Source organism: Pseudomonas sp. S32 (assembly GCF_016648095.1).
GTDB lineage: Bacteria > Pseudomonadota > Gammaproteobacteria > Pseudomonadales > Pseudomonadaceae > Aquipseudomonas > Aquipseudomonas parafulva.
In genome coordinates this window covers 37,173-59,041 of record NZ_JACVVF010000007.1, presented here as the reverse complement: position 1 = coordinate 59,041, position 21,869 = coordinate 37,173, and the positions used below count along the sequence as shown (strand labels likewise).

Here is a 21,869-nt window from a genome sequence, read left to right as displayed (position 1 = left end):
ATCACTAAAACATTTATTTGATCGATCTATATGCCGTTCATAGAGTGGAAGCTTCAAGACATACGCGGACCCTAGCCTCATGCAAACCATTCACTCCGCCGCCTACACGCTGCTTCGGCGCCATGGCATGACTACCCTCTTCGGCAACCCGGGCTCGAACGAACTGCCATTCCTCAAGTCGTTCCCCGAGGACTTCCAGTATGTGCTGGGCCTGCACGAAGGTGCGGTGGTGGGCATGGCCGACGGCTATGCACTGGCCAGTGGCAAGCCGGCCTTCGTCAACCTGCATGCTGCCGCGGGTACCGGCAATGGCATGGGCGCGCTGACCAACTCCTGGTATTCGCACAGCCCGCTGGTGATCACCGCTGGCCAGCAAGTGCGGCCAATGATCGGGGTGGAAGCCATGCTGGCCAACGTCGATGCGGTGCAATTGCCCAAGCCGCTGGTCAAGTGGAGCTACGAGCCCGCCAACGCCCAGGACGTGCCCCGCGCGCTGAGCCAGGCCATCCACTACGCCAACACCACGCCGAAAGCGCCGGTGTACCTGTCCATCCCGTACGACGATTGGGATGCACCTTGCGCACCGGGTGTGGAGCACCTGTTCGAGCGCCAGGTGCAGGTTGCCGGCACGCCCGATGCTGCGCAGTTGCAAGCATTGATCGGGCAGCTGAACCAGGCCCGTAACCCAGTGCTGGTGCTGGGGCCGGAGGTAGATGCCACGCAGAGCAACGCGGCGGCAGTTGCCCTGGCCGACAAGCTGCACCTGCCGGTGTGGATAGCGCCGTCGGCCTCGCGCTGCCCGTTCCCCACCCGCCACCCCAGTTTTCGGGGCGTACTGCCGGCGGCCATCGCCGGCATCAGCAAGACCCTCGACGGCCACGACCTGATCGTGGTGGTTGGCGCCCCGGTGTTCCGCTATCACCAATTTGCCCCGGGTGACTATCTGCCTGCCGGTGCTCGGCTGCTGCACATCACCTCCGACCCGCAGGAAGCCGCCCGTGCGCCGATGGGTGATGCATTGATTGGCGACATTGCCGTCACCCTGCAGGCGCTGGCGGGCGGCGTGGCGCAGCAGTCGCGCAGCTACCCTGAGGCACTGCCCGTGCCGCCCCCGGTGGCTGACGAGCCTCGCCACCTGCGCCCGGAAACCCTCTTCGATGTGCTGGATGCCGTAGCCCCGCACGACGCCATCTACGTCAAGGAATCCACCTCGACCACCAGCGCCTTCTGGCAGCGCATGAACCTGCGGCACCCGGGCAGTTATTACTTCCCTGCCGCCGGCGGCCTGGGCTTTGGCCTGCCCGCGGCGGTGGGCGTGCAATTGGCGCAACCGCAGCGCCGGGTAGTCGCACTGATCGGTGATGGCTCTGCCAACTACGGCATCACTGCCCTGTGGACCGCTGCCCAGTACCGCGTACCAGTGGTGTTCATCATCCTCAAGAACGGCACCTACGGTGCCTTGCGCTGGTTCGCCGGGGTGCTCAAGGCCGAAGACGCGCCAGGCCTGGACGTGCCTGGCCTGGATTTCTGCGCAATCGCCAAGGGCTATGGCGTGAAGGCGGTGCACACCGACACCCGCGCCAGTTTCGAAGCCGCTTTGCGCGCAGCGCTGGATGCCAACGAACCGACCCTCATCGAGGTACCGACCGTCACCATCGAACCTCACTGATCGGCAGCGGGGGCCATCGAAGCCCCCTGCACCCACTTACATAACAACAAGAAGACATCGCCATGACCCAAAAACGTGCGCTGGACGTCGCAGGGGCCGCGCCCCTCGGCAAACTTCATTACACACTGCTGTTCTGGTGCTCTTTCATCATGCTGTTCGACGGCTACGACCTGGTCATCTACGGCTCGGTGGTACCACGGCTGATGGAGGCGTGGGCGCTAACGCCCGTCATCGCCGGCTGGATGGGCAGCGCCGCGCTGTTCGGCATGATGTTCGGTGCTGTGGTGGTCGGCCCGCTGGCGGACCGGCTTGGCCGGCGCAAGGTGATCATCTGCTCCATGGGCCTTGCCAGCCTGTGCGCGCTGATGACGGCGTTCACCTGGGACGCGCCGAGTTTTGCCCTGGCCCGCTTTGTCACCGGCGTAGGCCTGGGCGGCGCGATTCCCAACATCGTTGCCCTGATGAACGACCTGGCGCCCACCGCCCGACGCAGTTCGCTCACTACCATCATGCTCAGCTTCTATTCGATCGGCGCGATGATCTCTGCGCTGGTGGCCATGCTGATCATCCCGCGCTACGGCTGGGAAGCAACCTTCATCATCGGCGGGCTGCCACTGCTGTGCCTGCCTTGGCTGGCGCGGCAATTGCCTGAGTCGCTGCACTACCTGCTGGAGAAGGACCCGGCTGGCGCAAGCCGTTTGCTCAACCGCATTGACCCACAGGTGAACAGCAGCCAGGTCAGTTTCGAAGCGCCGGTCAGAACATCGTCTGCCGCGCCCCTCTCGCGCTTGTTCGCCGAAGGCCGGGGTGTTGGCACTGTGTTCCTGTGGCTGGGCTTTGGCATGTGCATGCTGATGGTTTACGGCCTCAACACCTGGCTGCCGAAAATCATGGTCGCCGGTGGCTTCGAGCTGGGCTCGAGCCTGATGTTCCTGGTCACCCTCAACATCGGCGCCACCTTCGGTGCGCTGGGCGGTGGCTGGTTGGCCGACCGCTGGGGCTGCAAGCCAACCTTGATGCTGTTCTTCCTGCTTGCCGTGGTGTCGCTCTGCACCCTGGGGGTCAAGCCCGGCCCGGTGCTGCTGAACATCATGTTGCTGATTGCCGGCGCTACCACCATCGGCACCCTGGCGGTCATACACGCCTTCGCCGCCCAGCAGTACCCCAGCGAGATTCGCGCCACCGGGGTCAGCTGGTGCTCGGCAATCGGCCGCTTTGGCGGCGTTGCCGGGCCGACCCTGGGTGGGGTGATGATGAGCATGAACCTGCCATTGCAGCTCAACTTCATCCTGTGCGCCGTGCCTGGGGCGGTGGCTATCTTCGCCATTGCGATGATTCGCAAGCGCCGCGCTGCCGTGCCGGCTGCACCGGGCCGGGCGCTGCAGGCGCGTTCCTGACCTGAGCCCGTCGGTTACGTCAGTCGGCACGTGCCCACCCCGACATTTTTGCAAATACCGGCCGCTCGGTGCCGAGCGGCCCGGTGGATTGTGCCGTTCCAACAACAATAAAAAGGTCTCGGTTATGCGTCTTTCTTCATCAACCAGCCGTGGTGTATGGCTGGTCGGCTGTGCCTGTTTTGCGCAATCGTTCGCCGCCCACGCCGACTTTCTGGCTGATAGCAGTGTTGTACTCGGGCTGCGCAATGCCTACATCGACCGCGATTTCAAACAGTCCGATGCTGCCAAGTCGCGCGTTGGCAGCTGGACCCAGGGCTTTGACCTGCGTTTCACCTCAGGCTACACCGAAGGCCCACTGCAATTTGGCGTAGAAACCAGCACCCAGTGGGCCTATCGCCTGGACGGTGGTGGCGGGCGCGGCCCTGACAGCGTGATCCCCTACGATGCCGGCAAGGGCGAGCAGGTGCGCGATTACGGGCGCACTGGCGTCACCGGCAAGGTTCGGTATTCACAGACCGAGCTGCGTGTCGGCGAGCTGCGCCCGCGTTTGCCGGTGGCCTACATCGACGACTCGCGGCAATTGGTCACCACTTACCAAGGCGCGATGATCGAGTCCAGGGAGTGGTCCAACCTCACGCTCACGGCCGGGCGCATCAATGAGATCGCCACGCGTGAGTCGTCCAACCGGGAAAAGATCTACCTCATGAATGGTGCGAACATTCGGCGGCCCAGCGACGGCCTGAACTTTGCCGGCGCCACCTATCAGTTCACGCCCGACCTGTCGGCCACCTACTTCTACGGCCAACTCGAAGACATCTACCAGCAGCACTACCTGGGCCTTTCCAACCGTTGGGCGCTGTCGGCGGACTACGCGTTGCAGACTGAACTGCGCTACTACCAGAACCGTGAAGACGGCAAAGCGCTGTATGGCGCCATCGACAACAAGAGCTACGGTGCCATGACCACGCTGAAGACTGGCGCGCACGCGCTGGGCGTGGGTTACCAGCACATGCTCGGCGACAGTGCTTTTCCCCTGTTCAATGGTTACGCGCCGCAGCCGTACCTGGTCAACTGGTCCACCGTGGGCTTTTTCAAGGCCAACGAAGCGTCCTGGCAACTGCGTTACGACTACGACTTCGTGGCGCTGGGCGTGCCAGGCCTGAAGTTCATGACCCGGTATCTGCGCGGCAGTGGTATCGACCGGGGTAATAATGCCTTGGACCGTAACGTCGAGAGCGAGCGCAACTTCGTGTTCAGTTATGTGCTGCAAAGCGGGCCGCTCAAGGGGTTGGCCTTCGAGTGGCGCAACATCGACGTGAAAACCCGGTACGGCAACGGCCGGGCATCGGGTTCGGACTACGACGAGAACCGGTTCATCACGACCTACAGCTGGAAGTTCTGATGGTGAACACGTGCTGGCGCCATCTGGCCAAGTGACGCTCTGTTTGTGAGGTTTCCCGTGGTTTTTTTACTGTGTCGATTCATCTATCCGAAGGAGCAGCGATGAAAATTGCGATTGTGGGTGCAGGGGCAATGGGCGGGTTATTCGGTGCGCGCCTGGCGTTGGCAGGGCAGGCTGTGTCACTCGTCGAAACCTCCGACCACGCCATCGAGGTCATTACCCGCCAGGGGCTGCGGCTGGAAACGCCGGATGTGCAAACCACCGTGCAGATCCCGATCAGCCGCGCTGCGCAGTTGTCAGGGCACTTCGACTTGCTGGTGATCTTCACCAAAGGCTTTCACACCGCCGCGGCCATCGACTCGGTGCGCCACTTGGTAGGCCCCGACACCTGGTCCTTGTCGGTGCAGAACGGGCTAGGCAATGCCGAGATCATTGCCGGCGTGGTACCTGCCGAACGGGTGATCGTGGGCATGACCAATCTGCCGGCAGACCTGGTGGCGCCAGGTGTGGTGCACAGTCATGGGGAAGGGCACATCAACCTCTGGGCTGGCAGTGGCAAGGACGCGCAGCGCGTGCATGAGGTGGCGGCAGTGTTCAGCCAGGCCGGGTTGCCCTGTGAAGCCGACCCGCAGGTGCAGGTGGCCATATGGGAAAAGGTTGCGTTCAACGCGGCGCTCAACTCGGTGTGCGCCGTCACTCGCCAGACTGTCGGCGCGGTGGGCAGCACCGAGCAGGGCCGACAGGTGCTTGGCGATATCCTTGATGAAACGGTGGCGGTCGCCAAGGCTGCCGGTATCGCTGTCGATGGCCAGAGGGTGCGCGCGTCGGTGGACTACGCGGTGCGCAATCACCAACAGCACAAGCCGTCGATGCTGCAAGACCTGGAAGCCGGGCGCCAAACCGAGATCGATTTCATCAATGGCGCCGTGGTCGCTCACGGCAAGCGTGTGGGCGTAGCCACGCCGGTACTGCAGGCGCTGTACAACCTGGTCAAAGCCAGCGAAGGCTAGGCCTCGCGCCGTTGCAGGCGGAACTCCTTGGGCGTCAGCCCGGTGGCCCGCTTGAAGAAGCGCGAGAAGTACGCCTGCTCGGCAAAGCCCAGGCTGTCGGCGACCTGGCCGATGGTCATGGAGGTGTACACCAGGTTGCGCTTGGCCTCCAGTACCACCCGCTGGTTCACCTGCTGTAACGCCGATTGCCCGGTCAGTTGCCGGCACAGGGCGTTGAGGTGAGCGACGCTGACGCCAATCTGCCGGGCGTAGTGTTCGATCTGCTGGTGCTCGCGAAAGTGCCGCTCGATCAGCTGCGTCAGGTGGTCCAGGTGCTGCTGGCCGCGTTCCCTGGGTTTGGCGATGTGCTGCACGCGTTCGCGTGAGCGGCGCGACAGCCACACCAGCAGCGCGCAGATCACGGACTGCAGCATCAGGTCGCGCTCCGGGCGCTGCTGGAGGTATTCCTCGGTCAGTTGGCCAAACAGGTCATCGAGGTAGCGGCGGTCGTCACCTGCCCAGTAGCACTCGGCCTGGGCCATGGGTTTGCCTTCGAGCAACGGCGTGAAGCGCTCCAGCACCGGTTTGGCCAGGCTGATCACGTAGCCCTGTATATCTTCGGAAAAGCGAAAACCATGAATGCTCATCACCGGTACCACCTGCAAGGCGCCGCCGCTGATCTGCTGTTCAACGCCTTCGACCAGCACGTGGGCCTGCCCGGCCTGCACATACAGCAACTGGGCAAGGTCGCCATGGCGGTGGGTCTTGATTTCCCAGTCGTGCAGGCGGCTGCGCTCGGGGATGGATTCGCAGTGGATCAGGTCCGGGGTTGGCCAGGACGTCTCGCCATACAGCTTGAATACGGGAACACCCTTGGCAGCCAACATACGCAATCCTCGGTAATCCTCGAAAAGTCCAACAAATAAAGCAGAAATTGCCTTCTTCTGGGAGCTTTATCTGCGAAAAATACAGAACGACAAATCGTAACCCAGAGCCTGTCGGCTCATGAGGATAAAAACAATGAAGACTCAAATTGCCATTATTGGTGCCGGTCCGTCCGGGCTGCTGCTGGGCCAGCTGCTGCACAAGGCGGGTATCGACAACATCATCATCGAGCGCCAAAGCCCCGACTACGTGCTTGGCCGCATCCGTGCCGGCGTGCTGGAGCAGGGTATGGTCGACCTGCTGCGTGAAGCCGGTGTCGGCGAACGCATGGACCGCGAAGGGCTGGTGCACGACGGCTTCGAACTGGCGTTCGACAACCGCGTCGAACACATCAACCTGCGCGAGCTGACGGGCGGCAAGACCGTCATGATCTACGGCCAGACCGAGGTCACCCGCGACCTGATGGAAGCCCGCAGTGCCAGCGGTGCTCCCACCTACTACGATGCGGCCGACGTGCAGTTGCACGAACTCAAGGGCCAGAAACCTTATGTCACCTTTGTTCAGGATGGCCAGCCGGTCCGCATCGAGTGTGACCTGGTCGCTGGCTGTGACGGTTACCACGGCGTTTCGCGCAAATCGATCCCTGACGGTGTGCTCAAAGAGTTCGAGCGGGTGTACCCGTTCGGCTGGCTGGGCGTACTGGCCGATACGCCTCCGGTGAATGACGAACTGATCTACGCCAGCCACGAGCGCGGCTTTGCCTTGTGCAGCATGCGTTCGCCAACCCGCACCCGCTACTACGTGCAGGTCGCCAGCGAAGAAAAAGTCGAGGACTGGTCCGACCAGCGCTTCTGGGACGAGCTGAAAAGCCGCTTGCCCAAGCCGGTCGCCGACAAGCTGATCACGGGCCCGTCCATCGAAAAGAGCATCGCGCCGCTGCGCAGCTTCGTGGTCGAACCTATGCAATACGGGCACCTGTTCCTGGTGGGCGATGCCGCGCACATCGTGCCGCCCACCGGTGCCAAAGGGCTGAACCTGGCTGCCAGCGACGTCAGCACGCTGTACCACATCTTGCTCAAGTACTACCGCGAAGGGCGCCGGGACCTGCTTGAACGCTACTCGCAGATCTGCCTGCGCCGGGTCTGGAAGGCTGAGCGTTTCTCCTGGTGGATGACCTCGATGCTGCACCAGTTCCCCGGCACCGACGCCTTCAGCCAGCGCATGCAGCAAACTGAACTGGACTACTACGTAGGCTCTGAGGCTGGGCGCAAGTCCATCGCCGAGAACTACGTTGGCTTGCCTTACGAGCCGGTGGAGTGACACCCCTGGCGGTGCGATCGACGACTTATCAGACGATGAGCGCAATTCTTATAAGAGGTAACTCATGACTCACCTTGCCACGCAATTCCCTGTCTTCTCCCAGCAGTTCATTGCCGGCCAATGGCGCGACGGCCGCGATGGCAGTGTGCTGCACGTGACCAACCCGTTCGATGGCAGCCAACTGGCACAGATCGTCCAGGCGGATCGCGATGACCTTGACGAGGCCTACCGCAAGGCCGCTGAAGCGCAGGTGAAATGGGCCGCCACCGGCCCGGCCGAACGAGCGGCCGTGATGCACCGAGCGGTGCAACTGTTCGATGAGCACCGCGAAGCGATCATCGACTGGATCATCCGCGAGTCTGGCAGTACCCGCATCAAGGCGCAGATCGAGTGGGGCGCAGCCCGGGGTATCACTCTGGAGTCGGCGTCGTTCCCGGCGCGCGTGCACGGCCGCCTGCTGCCGTCCAACGTGCCGGGCAAGGAAAACCGCGTGTACCGCGAGGCGCTGGGCGTGGTGGGCGTGATCAGCCCGTGGAACTTCCCGCTGCACTTGTCGCAACGCTCCGTGGCACCCGCCCTGGCGCTGGGCAACGCGGTGGTGATCAAGCCGGCCAGCGATACGCCGGTGACCGGTGGGTTGCTGCTGGCCAGCCTCTACGAGGCTGCCGGCCTGCCCGCCGGGCTGCTCAGTGTGGTGGTAGGCGCCGGGTCCAAGATCGGCAACGCTTTCGTCGAACATGAGGTGCCCAAGTTCATCTCGTTCACGGGCTCCACCCCGGTGGGCCTGAACATCGGCCGCCTGGCCTCCGGTGGCCAGCACCTCAAGCACGTGGCCCTTGAGCTGGGTGGCAACAGCCCGTTCGTGGTGCTGGCCGATGCCGACCTGGAGCAGGCGGTGAATGCAGCAGTGATGGGCAAGTTTCTGCACCAGGGGCAGATTTGCATGGCGATCAACCGCATCATCGTCGAAGACGCCCTGCACGATGCCTTCGTCGAGCGTTATGCCGAGCGCGTCAAGGCGCTGAAAGTGGGCAACCCGCATGACGCCGATACGGTGGTCGGGCCCATCATCAACGCCAAGCAGTTGCAAGGCCTGCTGGAGAAGGTGGCGCGTGCCAAGGAGGAGGGTGCCCGCGTGGTGGTGGAAGGTGACGTACAGGGCCAGTTACTGCCGCCCCACGTATTTGCCGACGTTACCAAGGACATGGAAATCGCCCGCGAAGAGATCTTTGGCCCGCTGGTGGGCATTCAGCGTGCCCATGACGAAGCCCACGCCCTGGCGTTGGCCAACGACAGCGAGTTCGGCCTGTCCAGCGCTGTGTTCAGCGGTAACCTTGAGCGTGCCGTGCGTTTCGCCCGCCAGGTCAAGGCAGGCATGACCCACGTCAACGATATCCCGGTCAATGACGAGGCTCATGCGCCGTTCGGCGGTGAAAAAAACTCAGGCCTCGGGCGCTTCAACGGCGACTGGGCCATCGAGGAATTCACCACCGATCACTGGGTCAGCGTGCAAGGCAGCCCGCGCCGCTACCCCTTCTGATGCTGACGGAGAATGCTCATGCTCAACGGTAAAAAGCTGGTCATTACCGGGGTCGCCTCCGGCATCGGCGAACAAACAGCGCAACTGGCACGCGCCCAGGGCGCCTACGTCATTGGCGTGGACATCAACCGGCCCAAGGTCGAGGTCGACCAGTTCATCCAGGCCGACCTGTCGTCACAGGCCTCCATCGACAGCCTGCTCGGCCAACTGCCGGACGGCATCGATGGCCTGGCCAACATCGCGGGGTTGCCACCCACGCTCAATGCCGAGTTGGTGCTCAAGGTCAACCTGGTGGGCCTGAAGTACCTGACCCTCGGCCTGGTACCGCAACTGGCCGACAATGCCGCCATCGTCAACCTGGCATCGCTGGCCGGTGTTGGCTGGCCACAGTCGGTCGCAGCCATCCGCGACAGCGAGCACCTGAGCTTTTCCGGTACCGCGGCCTTCTGCACCCGCCATGACATCGTGGGAGCGCGTAGCTACTTCTTCTCCAAGGAAGCACTGATTGCCTGGACCCTGCAGCACCGCTGGACCTGGCGCGAACGTGGTATCCGCATGAATGCGGTAAGCCCGGGCCCGGTGGACACGCCGATTCTCAAGGACTTCATCGAAACCCTGGGCGCCCGCGCCGAAGAAGACATGAAGACCATGGACCGGCCTGGCCGTGCCAGCGACATTGCCCCGGTGGTGGCCTTTCTGCTCAGCGACGGTTCGCGCTGGATGCGCGGCACCAACGTGGCGGTAGACGGGGGGATGCATTCGCATATTCTGGCCAGCAGCAACGGCCTCTGAGTGCAATAAGCGGCGTCTCCCCAAATTGGTAGGCGCGAGCGAGGCTCGCGATGGGCTGCCATGCAGCCCCCTGCCAACGTCCAGATATGGCCATCTGCTACTTTCTGCCCCCACTCCTGCACGTCTGCCAATTGCCGCGGTCCAAACGCATACCAGACTCACATCTGCACACGTACCGCTCAAGATGCTGTAGGAGGCCACATGCCCGAGCTCATATTCCCCCAGCCCTTCGAAGCGATCGGTTGTAAACAATGCCGAGAACTGGCCGACCTGGGTTTTGGCATCACCATGGCGTTCCAGCCCATCGTCCACCAGCCCACTGGCAAGCCTTACGCCTACGAGGCACTGGTAAGGGGGTTGGCAGGGGAGGGCGCGGCAGAAATCCTGGCCAAGGTCACACCTGACAACCTCTACCGTTTCGACCAGGCCTGCCGTGTCAAAGCCATCGAAAAGGCCGCCGAGCTGGGGCTCAACCGTGTGGAGGCGTGCAAGCTCAGCATCAACTTTTTGCCCAATGCGGTTTACCGCCCCAGTACCTGTATCAGGGCAACGCTGGAGGCCTCACGGCAGTTCGACTTCCCGGCCGAGCGGCTGATCTTCGAGGTGACCGAGGGTGAGCGGGTAGAAGATACCGAGCACCTGAAGTCGATTTTTCGCGAATACGGGCGGCAAGGCTTTACCACCGCCATCGACGATTTTGGCTCGGGCTACTCGGGGCTGAACCTGCTGGCAGAGTTCCAGCCCGACCTGTTGAAACTGGACATGGCCCTCACCCGCAACCTGTGCCGCGACCCGGTTCGCCAGGCCATCGTCGCCGGCATCGTGTTAGTGGCACAGCGGCTGGGTATTACCTTGATAGCGGAGGGCGTCGAAACCCAGGCTGAATGTGAGGCGCTGGCCTCGCTTGGCATCGAACTGATGCAGGGTTACTACATTGCCCGGCCTGCCATCGACAGCTTGCCGCTGATCGAACGCCTGCGCAGCTGAACAGCGGCTTACTCAGCCCACTCCGGGTCGCCGGTAAACACCACCGTCAGCCAGCGGTTCGGGCCTTCGCCGCCTAGCGCCTCGCCCACTTCGTTGCGCCAGGCGTCCCATTCCTCGATGGTTTTCGCCGCCATGCCAGCGGGCACGATGAAGTACAGCTCGATTTCCCGCGAGCGGCCCACCTTGGCGACGTAGGCACGGTACGACTGCAGCCCGTGACGGGTAACGAAGGCCTGGGCAACTGCGTCCACATGCAGCTTGAGGTCCCCGGGCGTGACCAGGAAGATCTCTGAAAATGCCTGGCGGATGACCGACATGGGCAGGGGTACGATCACCAGGCACACCAGCGCCAGAACTGCCGGGTCGATGTAAGGCGATACCCACTCCAGCGACGTACCCTGCACCGCATAGCCAAAGCAGAATGCGATGAGCAACGCGGCCGTGATACTGGCCGACATCACCCAGCCTTTCACATCCATGGCCACGAAGTCCGAGCGCAACTGGCGGTTGGCGCGGGCTTCCACCACGGCAATGGTCACGCAGGCGATCACCGTGAGCACCGCGTACACCATGGCAATGCCAAACTCCAGGTGGCGGCCGCCTTGCAGCAGGCTGCTGATGGCATTGATCAGCGCGTAGATGGCCACGCCGCTGAGCAGGATGCCATTGAGCGCCAACACCATGGGTTCCAGGTGCCAGAAGCCCATGGTGAAACGCTCGCGCAGCTTGCGTGACATCTGCAGGCTGGTGGCATGCGAGGTGATCAGCCTGACGACCATCAGTGACAGCCCGCTCATGCTGGCGTCGACCAGCGAATACACGCCATCGAACACGATGGAGAACGACCCGGACGCCAGGCCGAAGGCGATGCCGATGGTGGCGATGAACAGCGTCACAGCGATGGAGGTCCGTAACAGGCCCTGTTCGTTGGTGATGTCGAAAAAGGTGGATCTGCTTGGGTTTTGCATAATCAGTGTGCTCAGTAAAAACGTCGGTGCTGCGTTGCTTGCAAGGCCCCCGTTGCGAGGGCGCCGCGATGCCTGTGGGAGCGGGTTCACCCGCGAAGCAGGTACATTGGCCCACAGGTTAGACGCGGAACTGTTCCATCAGCGCCTGTTGCTGGTTGGCAAGCTGGTTCAGCGACTGGCTGATGCGGGCTGACTCATCGGCTTGGCCGGCCAGCGACTCGGTCACATCGCGGATGCTGGCCACGTTGCGGTTCACCTCTTCGGCCACCGCGCTCTGCTCTTCTGCCGCCGAGGCGATCTGCAGGTTCATGTCGCTGATCACTGCCACCGCCTCACCAATACGCTGCAGGGCCGGTAACGCTTGCTCCATGCGCGCAGCGCTTTCCTGTGCCTGCTGCTGGCCGCCCTGCATGGCCCCCACCACGTCATGGGTACCTTGCTGCAAGCCTTCGATCACCTGGCGAATTTCATCGACCGACACCTGAGTGCGCTGGGCCAGCCCGCGCACTTCATCGGCTACCACCGCAAACCCACGGCCGGCCTCGCCCGCGCGGGCCGCTTCGATGGCAGCGTTGAGGGCCAGCAGGTTGGTCTGCTCGGCGATCGTGCGAATAACCTCCAGCACCGAGCCGATCTGCGCACTGCGGTTTTCCAGTTCATGCGCTTCGGCCATGGCGGCGTTCATGCCGTCGGCCAGGCGGTCGATGCCCTGGCGGGTGCTGTCGATCAACTGCAACCCATCACGGCTCGCCTGGTCTGCAGCCCGCGCCGCCTCGGCCGCCTGCGAGGCGTTGTGGGCTACGTCCATCGCGGTGGCGCTCATTTCATTGGCTGCCGTGGCGACCTGCTCGATTTCCCGGTGCTGTTGCTGCATGCCATTGCTGGTCTGGGTGGCAATGGCTGCCGACTGGTCAGCGGTGGCGCGGGCCTGCTGCAGGGAGCCTTTGACCTGGGCAATGACCGGTTGCAGCTTGTCTAGGAAGCGGTTGAACGCGCCGGTGAGCAGGCCCAGTTCGTCCTCACGGGCATAGTCCAGGCGCCGCGTCAGGTCGCCTTCGCCACTGGCGATGTCCTCCAGCCTGGCGGCTACGGCCAGGATGGGGCGGGTAACACCGCGCGCAGTCAACCACACCAGCAGCAGGCCGATCAGTGCAGCAACCAGCCCGATCGTCAGGCTGGTGAGGTTGGCCTGTTGGCTGTGGGCCCCCAGGCGCTGGTTCAGGGCTACGGCCGGCGCCTGCAACACCGCTTGCGGCACCTCCAGCGTGACTTGCCACGGCGCGCTGCCCGGGATGGGCGCAAAGGGCTGCGTCACACGCATCACGCCGTCGGCTGCCGCTTGGGCAATCGGCTGGCCAAGCGTGTGCTCGTCGCGGCTGTTGCCGGCCAGCAAGCCGGCGGCGCTGGCAATGCTCACCTGGCCCTGGCCGTCGAACAACTCGCTGCGCCCGCTCACGCTCAGTTGCTGCAAGGTTGCCAGGCCGATGTCCAGGCCTACGACGCCGACCACCTTGCCCCCTTCAAGCAATGGCAGGGCGATGCTGGTCATCAGTACCTGCCTGCCGTTGACCTCATCGAGGTACGGCTCAAGCATGCAGGCCTTGGCTGTCTGCTGCGGGCAGGTCAGCCAGCGGTTTTTTGCCACGCCATTGGTGCCGATGCTGGTGTCGCCCAGCATCGACTCGGGCATGGCTTCCCGCTCCAGCATGCCGGGCTGCGGTTGCGACCAGTACAGCGAGAAGCGCCCTGCCTCATTGCTGCCAGATGCAGCATCGCCGCGGTGTTGGGTGTCCTGTTGGTCCAGGGCCTCTGGCTGGAATACCAGGTACAGGCCTATCACCTGCGGGTTGCCGGCCAGCGCAGTGCGCGCCTGCTGGGTGAGTGCGTCACGCAAGTCGCTGCCCCCGCGGGTCTTCAGGGCGCTCACCAGGCGGGCAACGCCATTGGCGTACTGGTAGGTGTCCATGAAGTAGCGCTGAATGCGCAGTGCCTGGGTGTCGGCATGGGCCTGCAGGTTTTCCCGTGCGCTGTTGTCGAGCAGCTCGGTGCTGGTCTGGTTGACCAACGCCGCGCTGCGCCGCGCCTGGGTCAGGGATGTGGCCACCAGCACGGCAACGATGGCCAGCAGGCACAGCCCGGCAAGCAGGGTGATCTTCCACTGGATGGACAGGCGGCGCAGCAGCATGGGAAACCTCGTGAGTCATGGGGCAACGCCCGCGATCAGGCGCGGGCGTTAGGGTGCGGCAAGGGTCATTCGGCCACGTAGTTGGGGGGCGCTGCGCGAAACGCTTTGGTCAGCCAGGCCAGATACAGCAGCCCCAGTGTTGCCCACAGCCCGCCGAACAGCAGCGAATGCACGTTCAGGTCGAGCCATAGCGAGACGATGATGCAAAAGCCCGTGGTGGGCAGCACCAGGTACTTGAGCTGGTTGGCCAGCCCGCGACGGTTGCCCTCGCGCAGGTAGCAATGGTTGATCACCGACAGGTTGACGAAGCTGAACGCAACCAGCGCCCCGAAGTTGATGATGGACGTGGCGGTGACCAGGTCGAAGAAGATCGCCGACAGCGAAATCAGCCCCACCACCGCGATGTTCAGCACTGGTGTTTTGTAGCGCGAGTGCAGGCGTGCAAATACGCTGGGCGGGAGTACCTTGTCGCGGCCCATCACGTAAAGCAGGCGTGACACGCTGGTTTGCGAGGCCAGGCCCGAAGCGATGGTGTTGATGACCGTGCACGCGATAAAGACCGACTGGAACAGCTTGCCCCCCACATACAGGGCAATTTCCGGCAGGGCAGCTTCCTGGTCGTGGAAGCGCGCCATGGTCGGGAAGTAGGCCTGAATGAAGTACGACACGGTAATGAACACCAGGCCGCCGATCAGCGCAGTGAGGAAGATTGCCCGGGGGATGGTCTTGGCGGGGTCGCGGGTTTCTTCCGACAGGCAGGTGACGGCGTCGAAACCCAGAAACGAGAAGCACAGGATGGTCGCGCCAGCGGCCAGGGCGCTCAGTTGGGTTTGCTGGTCGGCGAACGGCAGCAGGCTCCAGGCCGTGCCCAGGCCTTCACCCTGGCCAAGGCCGCGCACGCACAGGTAGATGAACACCGCGATGATCGCCACCTGCACACCCACGAACAGCAGGTTGAAGTGTGCCACCAGGTTGACGCTGCGCATGTTGATCAGGCTGATGAGGGTGACAAAGCCGGCCACCCACAACCATTGCGGTACCTCGGGGAACATGGCCGACAGGTAGAGCTTGGCCAGCAGGGCATTGACCATCGGCAGCAGCAGGTAATCCAGCAATGACGACCAGCCCACCAGAAAGCCTACGTGGGGGTTGATGGCGCGCTGGGTGTAGGTATAGGCCGACCCGGACTGCGGAAAGCGCTTTACCAGGGTGCCGTAGCTCACGGCGGTGAACAGGATGCCGGCCAGGGCCAGGATGTACGCGCTGGGCACATGGCCGGCGGTGATGCCTGACACAATGCCAAAGGTGTCGAACACCGTCATGGGGGTGAGGTAGGCCAGGCCGATGATGATCACATGCCAGAGGCGCAGGGTCTTGCGGAGCTGGCCGTGGCCAGGGGCGCTGTGTTCAGGCTGCATGCTGGCGAGGCTCCTGCAGCAGGGCCTGTACGGCGGGCACGGTCGATTGCGCATGCGGCAAGGGCGAGCGGATGGGCTCCATGTTGTTCACCTTTTATGTTGGAGCGGCGAGGGGCGCGGTTGCGGCGCGCTGAGTGGTGAAAATAAAAAACGAAGGGTGACTGGGTGTCAAGTTAAACGTGACAGGATGTGTCGTAATTGGAATATATATCGGGATAGATTACAAAGAACCCTCAATTTAATGGGGTTTTTAGCAGCTCGTACCCAATATGGGTGTCCGTAAAAATTAACGGAAAACTAAGGGTACTGGTGCGGTTGGCTTCTCCGGCGTTTTCGTTGGTTCGGGCCAACAACGATGCCGCGCAATGCTACTCTTCGCATTCGACGCGGCCTTGATGCCGCCTGCACAACCCTTATGGATATCAATCGGTTCTATTCATGAAGAAATCAGTAGGCATTCTCTCCGGCCTGGCAGTCGCCATTGCCGTCGTAGCCATCGGTGGCGCCTGGTACACCGGCAAGCAGTTGCCGGCCGAGCTTGATGTCGCCCTGGCCCGCAGCAATGCGCAGCTGCAGAAGGCCCTGGTGACCACCGGTGGCACCATGACCATCGAGCGCGTTTCGCTCGAACAGCACTGGTTCAGCAGCACCGCCCAGTACCGTCTCAAGGCACGGGATATCAATGTGGGTGAGGGCGAGGTGGCGAACTTCGACCTGGGTGTCACAGACCAGATCGAGCACGGCCCGTTCCCGTGGTCCAGGGTCAAGGCATTGAAGCTGATGCCGGTGATGGCGTTGAGCAACAGTACCCTGGACAAGGACGACGCTACGGCTGCCTGGTACGCCGCCGCCGGCGAACAGGTGCCAGTAAGCGCCCAGACCAGCCTGGGCTACGGCGGTGGTGTTACCAGCCAGGTGCGCCTGGCTCCGGCCAAGGTCGACGAGGCCAATGGCAACAGCCTGGACTTCTCGGGCATGGACCTGGAGGTCAGCGGTGACCAGGAGGGTAAAGACTCTCGGTTCCACGGCCAGGCCGATCGGCTGGTCATGAAGCTGGTGCGTGACGACCAGCCGCCTGCCACCTTCGAGCTGCAGGGCCTGAAACTCGGCGGCAAGCTCGCGGCCACCGCGCATGACAATATCTACACGGGTAATGCCGACCTGTACCTGGCCGAAGCTAAGGTCACGTTGGGGCCACGGCAGCAAGTGCTGGTGATGAAGGGGCTGGAGCAGAACGCCCTGCAAACCCTTGAAAAGGGCGACAATGTCGGCGCTCGTGTCGAGTACAAGGTCGATGACATTACCTGGGATGGGCGTGCGGTCGGCAAGGGGCAGCTGGTCGTTAGCCTGAACTCGATCAACGCGCCCGCGCTGCAGGCTCTGTCCCTCTGGTACAAGGCGCACCTGCCGGAGTTCGAGGCAGCTTCCGCTGCAGGCCAGCCGGCGCCGCAAATCAACATGGATGCAGCCGAGAAAGCCAAGTTTCAGGCTGACTTGACCCAGCTGCTGGCGGCCAAGCCCAAAGTGGCCATCGAAGACCTGACCTTCAAGACGGCCAACGGCGAGAGCCATTTCAACCTGGCAATGGACTTTGCCGCCCCTGCCACATTCGACCAGCCATCGGACCAGCTGGCCAGGCAGATCATCACCCAGGTCAAGGGCAAGCTCTCCCTGTCCAAACCAATGCTGGGCGACCTTGCCACCCTGCAGGCACTGCTGGACGGGCAGACCGACGCGCAAGCCATTGCCATGCAGTCGAGCCAGGCGGGTGAAATGGCCGGCATGATGGCGCTGCAGAGCGGCCTGGCTACCGTGCAGGGCAATGACGTGGTCAGCGCCTTGCACTATGCCGATGGCCAGGTCGATTTCAACGGCAAGAAAATGACCGTCGAAGAGTTCGCCATGCTGGTCACCACCCAGCTGGGCATGCTCACGCCAGACCGCTGAGTATTGGCCTGCCCGCAGTGTTCGCAGCTGGCCATGCTGGCTGCCGACACTGCCCTACCCACCCCGCAAAAACCGCTTTGGAAATCTCGGGTTTGGCTGTAGCCTTCGGCGTCCATAATAATCCGCGCCCGCAGAGGGCCGTGGCGGCCTGCGCGCCGTCCGGCACCCTTAGCCGATCTGCCAGGGCCGGGTGATACACTCGATTTGACGCGCGCAGGCGCCTGCAGGTCCAGCGATCATGACCCAGATTTCCGAACGCCTGTTGGTTCAGGCCCACCTCGACGCCAAGCAGCCTCACCCGCTCACCGCCGAGCAGGAGGCCGATTACCGTGCGGCCATTGCTGCCGAGCTGAAGGCGCAGAACGCCGTGCTGGTGGCCCATTACTACTGTGACCCGGTTATCCAGGCGCTGGCCGAAGAAACCGGCGGCTGCGTGTCCGATTCGCTCGAAATGGCCCGTTTTGGCAAGAACCACCCGGCCCAGACCGTGATCGTGGCCGGTGTGCGCTTCATGGGCGAAACGGCCAAGATCCTCACCCCGGAAAAGCGCGTGCTGATGCCCACCCTCGAGGCGACCTGCTCGCTCGACCTGGGCTGCCCGGTGGAGGAATTCTCGGCCTTCTGCGACAAGCACCCCGAACGCACCGTGGTGGTGTACGCCAACACGTCGGCCGCCGTGAAGGCCCGCGCCGACTGGGTGGTGACGTCCAGCTGCGCCCTGGAAATCGTCGAAAGCCTGATGGACAACGGCGAAACCATCATCTGGGGCCCGGATCAGCACCTGGGCCGCTACATCCAGAAACAGACCGGCGCCGACATGTTGCTCTGGGATGGCGCCTGCATCGTGCACGAAGAGTTCAAGTCGCGTCAGCTGGCAGACATGAAAGCGCTGTACCCGGACGCGGCGATTCTGGTACACCCCGAGTCACCGGAGTCGGTGATCGAACTGGCCGATGCAGTGGGCTCCACCAGCCAGCTGATCAAGGCGGCTCAAACCCTGCCCAACAAGACCTTCATCGTGGCCACCGACCGTGGCATCTTCTACAAGATGCAGCAGTTGTGCCCGGACAAAGTCTTCGTGGAGGCGCCCACCGCCGGCAACGGCGCGGCGTGCCGCAGCTGTGCCCACTGCCCGTGGATGGCCATGAACACCTTGGAGCGCGTGCTTGATTGCCTGCGCAACAAGACCGGGGAAATCTTCGTTGACCCGGCCCTGGTGCCCAAGGCGATCAAACCTCTGAACCGCATGCTGGACTTCACCCAGGCAGCGCGCCTGAAACTCTCCGGCAATGCCTGACGCCAGAGCGCGTCGTCTTCTTCGCGGGTAAACCCGCTCCCACAGCCGGTATGGGTCCCCAAAGGGTGTGCAGTGCCATCAGGCGGTGCAATACCTGTAGGGGCCATGCAGGTGCAAGCCCTGTGGGAGCGGGTTCACCCGCGACGGGGCCCTTAGCGGCCCATCATCTCCCTTACCATGCGCTGCTGCTCCATGATCTCCCGCTGACGCTGGTCGATCTGCGATGCCAGCGGGAAATTCCCGCCCGCGCGGCGCTTGGCGTAATCAAGCTGCTGGATCGCCTGGTCGAAATCCCCCACCAGCGTGAAGTACTCGGCGCGCGCGCGGTGCAAGCCGATGGTGTTGCCCGACAAGCCGCGCACCTCGGCCATGTCGTACCAGATGTCCGGGTCGTCCGGGCGGCTTTTGATCAGGTCGTCGAGCACCTTCTCGGCTTCGACAGGTTTGTTCTGCTTCACCAGCAAATCGGCCCGTACCTGCTTGAGTGGGTAGTTGCCCGGGTACAAGCCCTGCATGCGCTCGGCCCGCTGTTGCGCATCGCTCAGGCGGTTGTTGGTGATGTCCAGGTCAATCTGCGCCAGGTTGTAGGTGATGTCGTTGGGGGCCTTGGCCAGCAAGGGCTTCAGCAGCTCCCGCGCTTCGTTCAGCTGGCCACCCTTGATCTGCGCCAGGGCAAGGCCATAGCGGGCGGCATCCAGTTTCGGGTCATCATCGAGCTGGGCGCGGAAACGCTTGGCTGCCAGGCCCGGCGTGCCCTCGTAGGTCAGCGCTACCCTGGCGCGGATCAACTGGTAACGTAGGCTGTCTTCCACGCCGCCTTTGGGCGCCTGTTCGGCACGGTTGCGGGTGTCGGCGATACGCGATTCGGTCACCGGGTGAGTGAGCAAGAACTCCGGCGGCTTGGCATCGTAGCGATACTGCCGCGCCAGTCGTTCGAACATGGTCGGCATGTTGCGCGGGTCGTAGCCGGCCTTTTCCAGGTTCTGGATACCGATGCGGTCGGCTTCCTGCTCGTTCTGCCGCGAAAACCGACGCTGCTCCTGAATGGCTGCCGCCTGGGTGCCGGCGATCATACCGATACCCGCATCCCCGGCACCGCCGGCCGCCAGCACGATACCGGCCAGCAGCGCGGCCATCATTGGCAGCTGCATGCGTTGCTGCGCTTCCACGCCCCGGGCAAAGTGGCGTTGCGACAAGTGCGCCAGCTCGTGCGCCAGCACCGAGGCATACTCGCCCTCGGTTTGCGCATTGAGGAACAGCCCACCGTTGACACCGACAATGCCACCTGGGGCTGCGAAGGCGTTCAGCTCGCGGCTGTCGATGAGGATGAACTCCAGGCGCCGGTCCTGCAGTTGGCTGGTTTCAGCCAGGCGGTACACGCTGGTCTCCACGTAGTCCTTGAGCTGCGGGTCGTTCAACTGGTTGACCTGCCCGCGTAGCAGGCTGAGCCAGGCGCGGCCCAGCTGGTGCTCCTGCTGCGGCGAGACGATCGCCGAACTGGCATCACCCAGCGAGGGCAGGTCGTCCGCGTGGCCAGGAAGGGCCAGCAGGCACGCCAGCGTCAGCAGGGTAGGGCGCAGTAAATTCATGCACGAGGCTCGCGTTGGTCAAAGATAGCTACTGTAGCGGGCTCACACGTTGGCGACCAGTGGCGCTATCCTTACCGGCCGATCAGCCAGCAGCCCGGCGTTGCCCTAGGAGAACCCTGCATGAGTACCCCCCTGACCTGTGATGCCGAGCTGGACGCCAGCGGGTTGAACTGCCCGTTGCCGCTGCTGAAGGCCAAGATGGAACTCAACCGCCTGCCTGGCGGCGCGGTACTCAAGGTGATCGCCACCGATGCAGGCTCCCAGCGCGACTTCCGCACTTTCGCCCGGTTGGCCGGTCATACCCTGCTGCACGAAACGGCCGAGGCCGGTACTTATACCTACTGGCTGCGCAAGGCCTGAGTCTTCCCAAGGATCGTCAATGTTCAAAGTGCTTCGCGACTGGGTACAGCGCTACTTCTCGGATGAAGAGGCGGTGGTGCTGGCGGTGTTGCTGTTTCTGGCCTTCACGGCGGTGCTCACACTGGGTGGCATGCTGGCGCCGGTGCTGGCGGGTATGGTGCTGGCGTTTCTGATGCAAGGCCTGGTCAATGCCCTGGAGCGCCTGCGTGTGCCCACCCGGCTGGCGGTGATGCTGGTGTTCGCCCTGTTCATGGGGGCGTTGGCGGTGGTCATGCTGGTGCTGGTACCCCTGCTGTGGCACCAGCTGATTACCCTGTTCAACGAGCTGCCCGGCATGCTGGGCAAATGGCAGTCGTTGTTGCTGCTTTTACCAGAGCGCTACCCGCACTTGGTATCGGACGAGCAGGTGCTGCACGCCATCGAGTCGGTGCGTGGCGAAATCGGCAAGTTTGGCCAATGGGCGCTCACCTTCTCCCTGTCCAGCCTGCCGCTGCTGGTCAACGCCATGATTTACCTGGTGCTGGTGCCCATTCTGGTGTTCTTCTTCCTCAAGGACCGCGAACTGATCGGCCGCTGGGTCAGTGGCTACCTGCCGCGCCAGCGCACCCTGTTGAACCGGGTGGGCAGCGAGATGAACCGGCAGATTGCCAACTACATCCGGGGCAAGGGCATCGAGATTCTGATCTGCGGCATTGCCACCTACATCGCCTTCATCAGCCTGGGCCTGAACTATGCGGCGCTGCTGGCGCTGTTGGTGGGGCTGTCGGTGGTGGTGCCCTACGTGGGGGCGGTGGTGGTGACCGTGCCGGTGACGCTGATCGCGCTGTTCCAGTGGGGCTGGGGCGACCAGTTCATTTACCTGATGACCGTGTACGCCATCATTCAGGCGCTGGACGGCAACGTGCTTGTGCCGCTGCTGTTCTCCGAGGCGGTAAGCCTGCACCCGGTGGCGATCATTTGCGCGGTGTTGCTGTTTGGCGGGTTGTGGGGGTTCTGGGGGATTTTCTTCGCCATCCCGCTGGCGACCCTGATCAAGGCCGTGCTGGACGCCTGGCCCCGGCAGGAGCCCAGTGTTTCGCCGTTGCTTTGAGCAAGATCAGGGCTGCCAGGCAGCCCTGATCACT

At 63.2% G+C, this 21,869-nt stretch carries 17 protein-coding genes and 1 pseudogene; 12 read left to right on the top strand and 6 right to left on the bottom strand.

Translation table 11 applies throughout. From position 1 onward, the window contains the following. The first annotated feature begins 79 nt into the window (after window positions 1-79). The 4 genes from mdlC to IAE38_RS05845 all read left to right on the top strand — a co-directional run bounded on the left by mdlC (window position 80) and on the right by IAE38_RS05845 (window position 5,478). The gene (mdlC, locus tag IAE38_RS05860; protein ID WP_201216495.1) at window positions 80-1,669 is read left to right on the top strand and encodes a benzoylformate decarboxylase; all 1,590 of its coding nucleotides are present in this window, start codon (window positions 80-82) and stop codon (window positions 1,667-1,669) included. A 62-nt stretch (window positions 1,670-1,731) separates the two neighbouring features. Beyond that, on the top strand, window positions 1,732-3,066 hold the full coding sequence (locus IAE38_RS05855; RefSeq protein WP_201216492.1) for an MFS transporter: 1,335 nt from the start codon (window positions 1,732-1,734) through the stop codon (window positions 3,064-3,066). Window positions 3,067-3,190: 124 nt separating this feature from the next. Continuing rightward, window positions 3,191-4,468 carry an OprD family porin gene (locus tag IAE38_RS05850; RefSeq protein ID WP_201216490.1) on the top strand — a complete coding sequence of 426 codons (1,278 nt, stop codon included), beginning with the start codon at window positions 3,191-3,193 and terminating at the stop codon, window positions 4,466-4,468. 101 nt (window positions 4,469-4,569) lie between these two features. Further along, window positions 4,570-5,478: a ketopantoate reductase family protein gene (locus IAE38_RS05845; RefSeq protein ID WP_201216488.1), complete on the top strand. Its 909-nt coding sequence runs from the start codon at window positions 4,570-4,572 to the stop codon at window positions 5,476-5,478. Here the strand turns inward: IAE38_RS05845 and IAE38_RS05840 are convergent. Beyond that, window positions 5,475-6,344 (bottom strand): helix-turn-helix domain-containing protein, encoded by an 870-nt coding sequence (locus IAE38_RS05840; RefSeq protein ID WP_201216486.1) that lies wholly within the window; start codon window positions 6,342-6,344, stop codon window positions 5,475-5,477. The two genes, IAE38_RS05845 and IAE38_RS05840, sit on opposite strands and share 4 nt — an antisense overlap. Window positions 6,345-6,477: 133 nt before the next feature. Between IAE38_RS05840 and pobA the strand changes: the two genes are divergently transcribed. The 4 genes from pobA (at window position 6,478) to IAE38_RS05820 (ending at window position 10,981) form a co-directional block, all read left to right on the top strand. Further along, window positions 6,478-7,662: a 4-hydroxybenzoate 3-monooxygenase gene (gene pobA, locus IAE38_RS05835; RefSeq protein WP_201216483.1), complete on the top strand. Its 1,185-nt coding sequence runs from the start codon at window positions 6,478-6,480 to the stop codon at window positions 7,660-7,662. A gap of 64 nt (window positions 7,663-7,726) precedes the next feature. Beyond that, window positions 7,727-9,202 (top strand): aldehyde dehydrogenase family protein, encoded by a 1,476-nt coding sequence (locus IAE38_RS05830; RefSeq protein ID WP_201216481.1) that lies wholly within the window; start codon window positions 7,727-7,729, stop codon window positions 9,200-9,202. 18 nt (window positions 9,203-9,220) lie between these two features. Then, a complete protein-coding gene (locus IAE38_RS05825; protein ID WP_201163683.1) occupies window positions 9,221-9,994 on the top strand; it encodes a coniferyl-alcohol dehydrogenase in 774 nt (257 codons plus the stop codon). Between the two features lie 201 nt (window positions 9,995-10,195). Next, entirely contained in the window at window positions 10,196-10,981 is a 786-nt protein-coding gene (locus tag IAE38_RS05820) for an EAL domain-containing protein (protein WP_201216479.1), read from the top strand. 8 nt (window positions 10,982-10,989) lie between these two features. Here the strand turns inward: IAE38_RS05820 and IAE38_RS05815 are convergent, their stop codons facing one another. From IAE38_RS05815 to IAE38_RS05805, 4 genes and pseudogenes are all read right to left on the bottom strand, one after another. Further along, window positions 10,990-11,949 (bottom strand): cation diffusion facilitator family transporter, encoded by a 960-nt coding sequence (locus tag IAE38_RS05815; RefSeq protein WP_201216477.1) that lies wholly within the window; start codon window positions 11,947-11,949, stop codon window positions 10,990-10,992. Window positions 11,950-12,067: 118 nt separating this feature from the next. After that, window positions 12,068-12,823 (bottom strand): methyl-accepting chemotaxis protein, encoded by a 756-nt coding sequence (locus IAE38_RS24250; RefSeq protein WP_442968267.1) that lies wholly within the window; start codon window positions 12,821-12,823, stop codon window positions 12,068-12,070. Window positions 12,824-12,925: 102 nt separating this feature from the next. Further along, a pseudogene (locus tag IAE38_RS24245) lies at window positions 12,926-13,915 on the bottom strand (PDC sensor domain-containing protein); the annotation flags it as partial. A 284-nt stretch (window positions 13,916-14,199) separates the two neighbouring features. Further along, window positions 14,200-15,552, bottom strand: a complete 1,353-nt coding sequence (locus tag IAE38_RS05805; RefSeq protein ID WP_201216473.1) for an APC family permease — start codon at window positions 15,550-15,552, stop codon at window positions 14,200-14,202. 438 nt (window positions 15,553-15,990) lie between these two features. Between IAE38_RS05805 and IAE38_RS05800 the strand changes: the two genes are divergently transcribed. Together IAE38_RS05800 and nadA are read left to right on the top strand one after the other, a co-directional pair. Next, a complete protein-coding gene (locus IAE38_RS05800; protein WP_201216471.1) occupies window positions 15,991-17,499 on the top strand; it encodes a YdgA family protein in 1,509 nt (502 codons plus the stop codon). Window positions 17,500-17,737: 238 nt separating this feature from the next. Then, the gene (nadA, locus tag IAE38_RS05795; RefSeq protein WP_028634635.1) at window positions 17,738-18,796 is read left to right on the top strand and encodes a quinolinate synthase NadA; all 1,059 of its coding nucleotides are present in this window, start codon (window positions 17,738-17,740) and stop codon (window positions 18,794-18,796) included. A 152-nt stretch (window positions 18,797-18,948) separates the two neighbouring features. Here nadA and IAE38_RS05790 read toward each other — a convergent pair whose 3' ends face one another. Next, window positions 18,949-20,385, bottom strand: a complete 1,437-nt coding sequence (locus IAE38_RS05790; RefSeq protein ID WP_028634636.1) for a M48 family metalloprotease — start codon at window positions 20,383-20,385, stop codon at window positions 18,949-18,951. A 120-nt stretch (window positions 20,386-20,505) separates the two neighbouring features. Between IAE38_RS05790 and IAE38_RS05785 the strand changes: the two genes are divergently transcribed. Both IAE38_RS05785 and IAE38_RS05780 read left to right on the top strand, forming a co-directional pair. Continuing rightward, the gene (locus IAE38_RS05785) at window positions 20,506-20,745 is read left to right on the top strand and encodes a sulfurtransferase TusA family protein (RefSeq protein ID WP_028634637.1); all 240 of its coding nucleotides are present in this window, start codon (window positions 20,506-20,508) and stop codon (window positions 20,743-20,745) included. Between the two features lie 19 nt (window positions 20,746-20,764). Then, on the top strand, window positions 20,765-21,835 hold the full coding sequence (locus IAE38_RS05780; RefSeq protein WP_028634638.1) for an AI-2E family transporter: 1,071 nt from the start codon (window positions 20,765-20,767) through the stop codon (window positions 21,833-21,835). Window positions 21,836-21,869 lie beyond the last annotated feature (34 nt).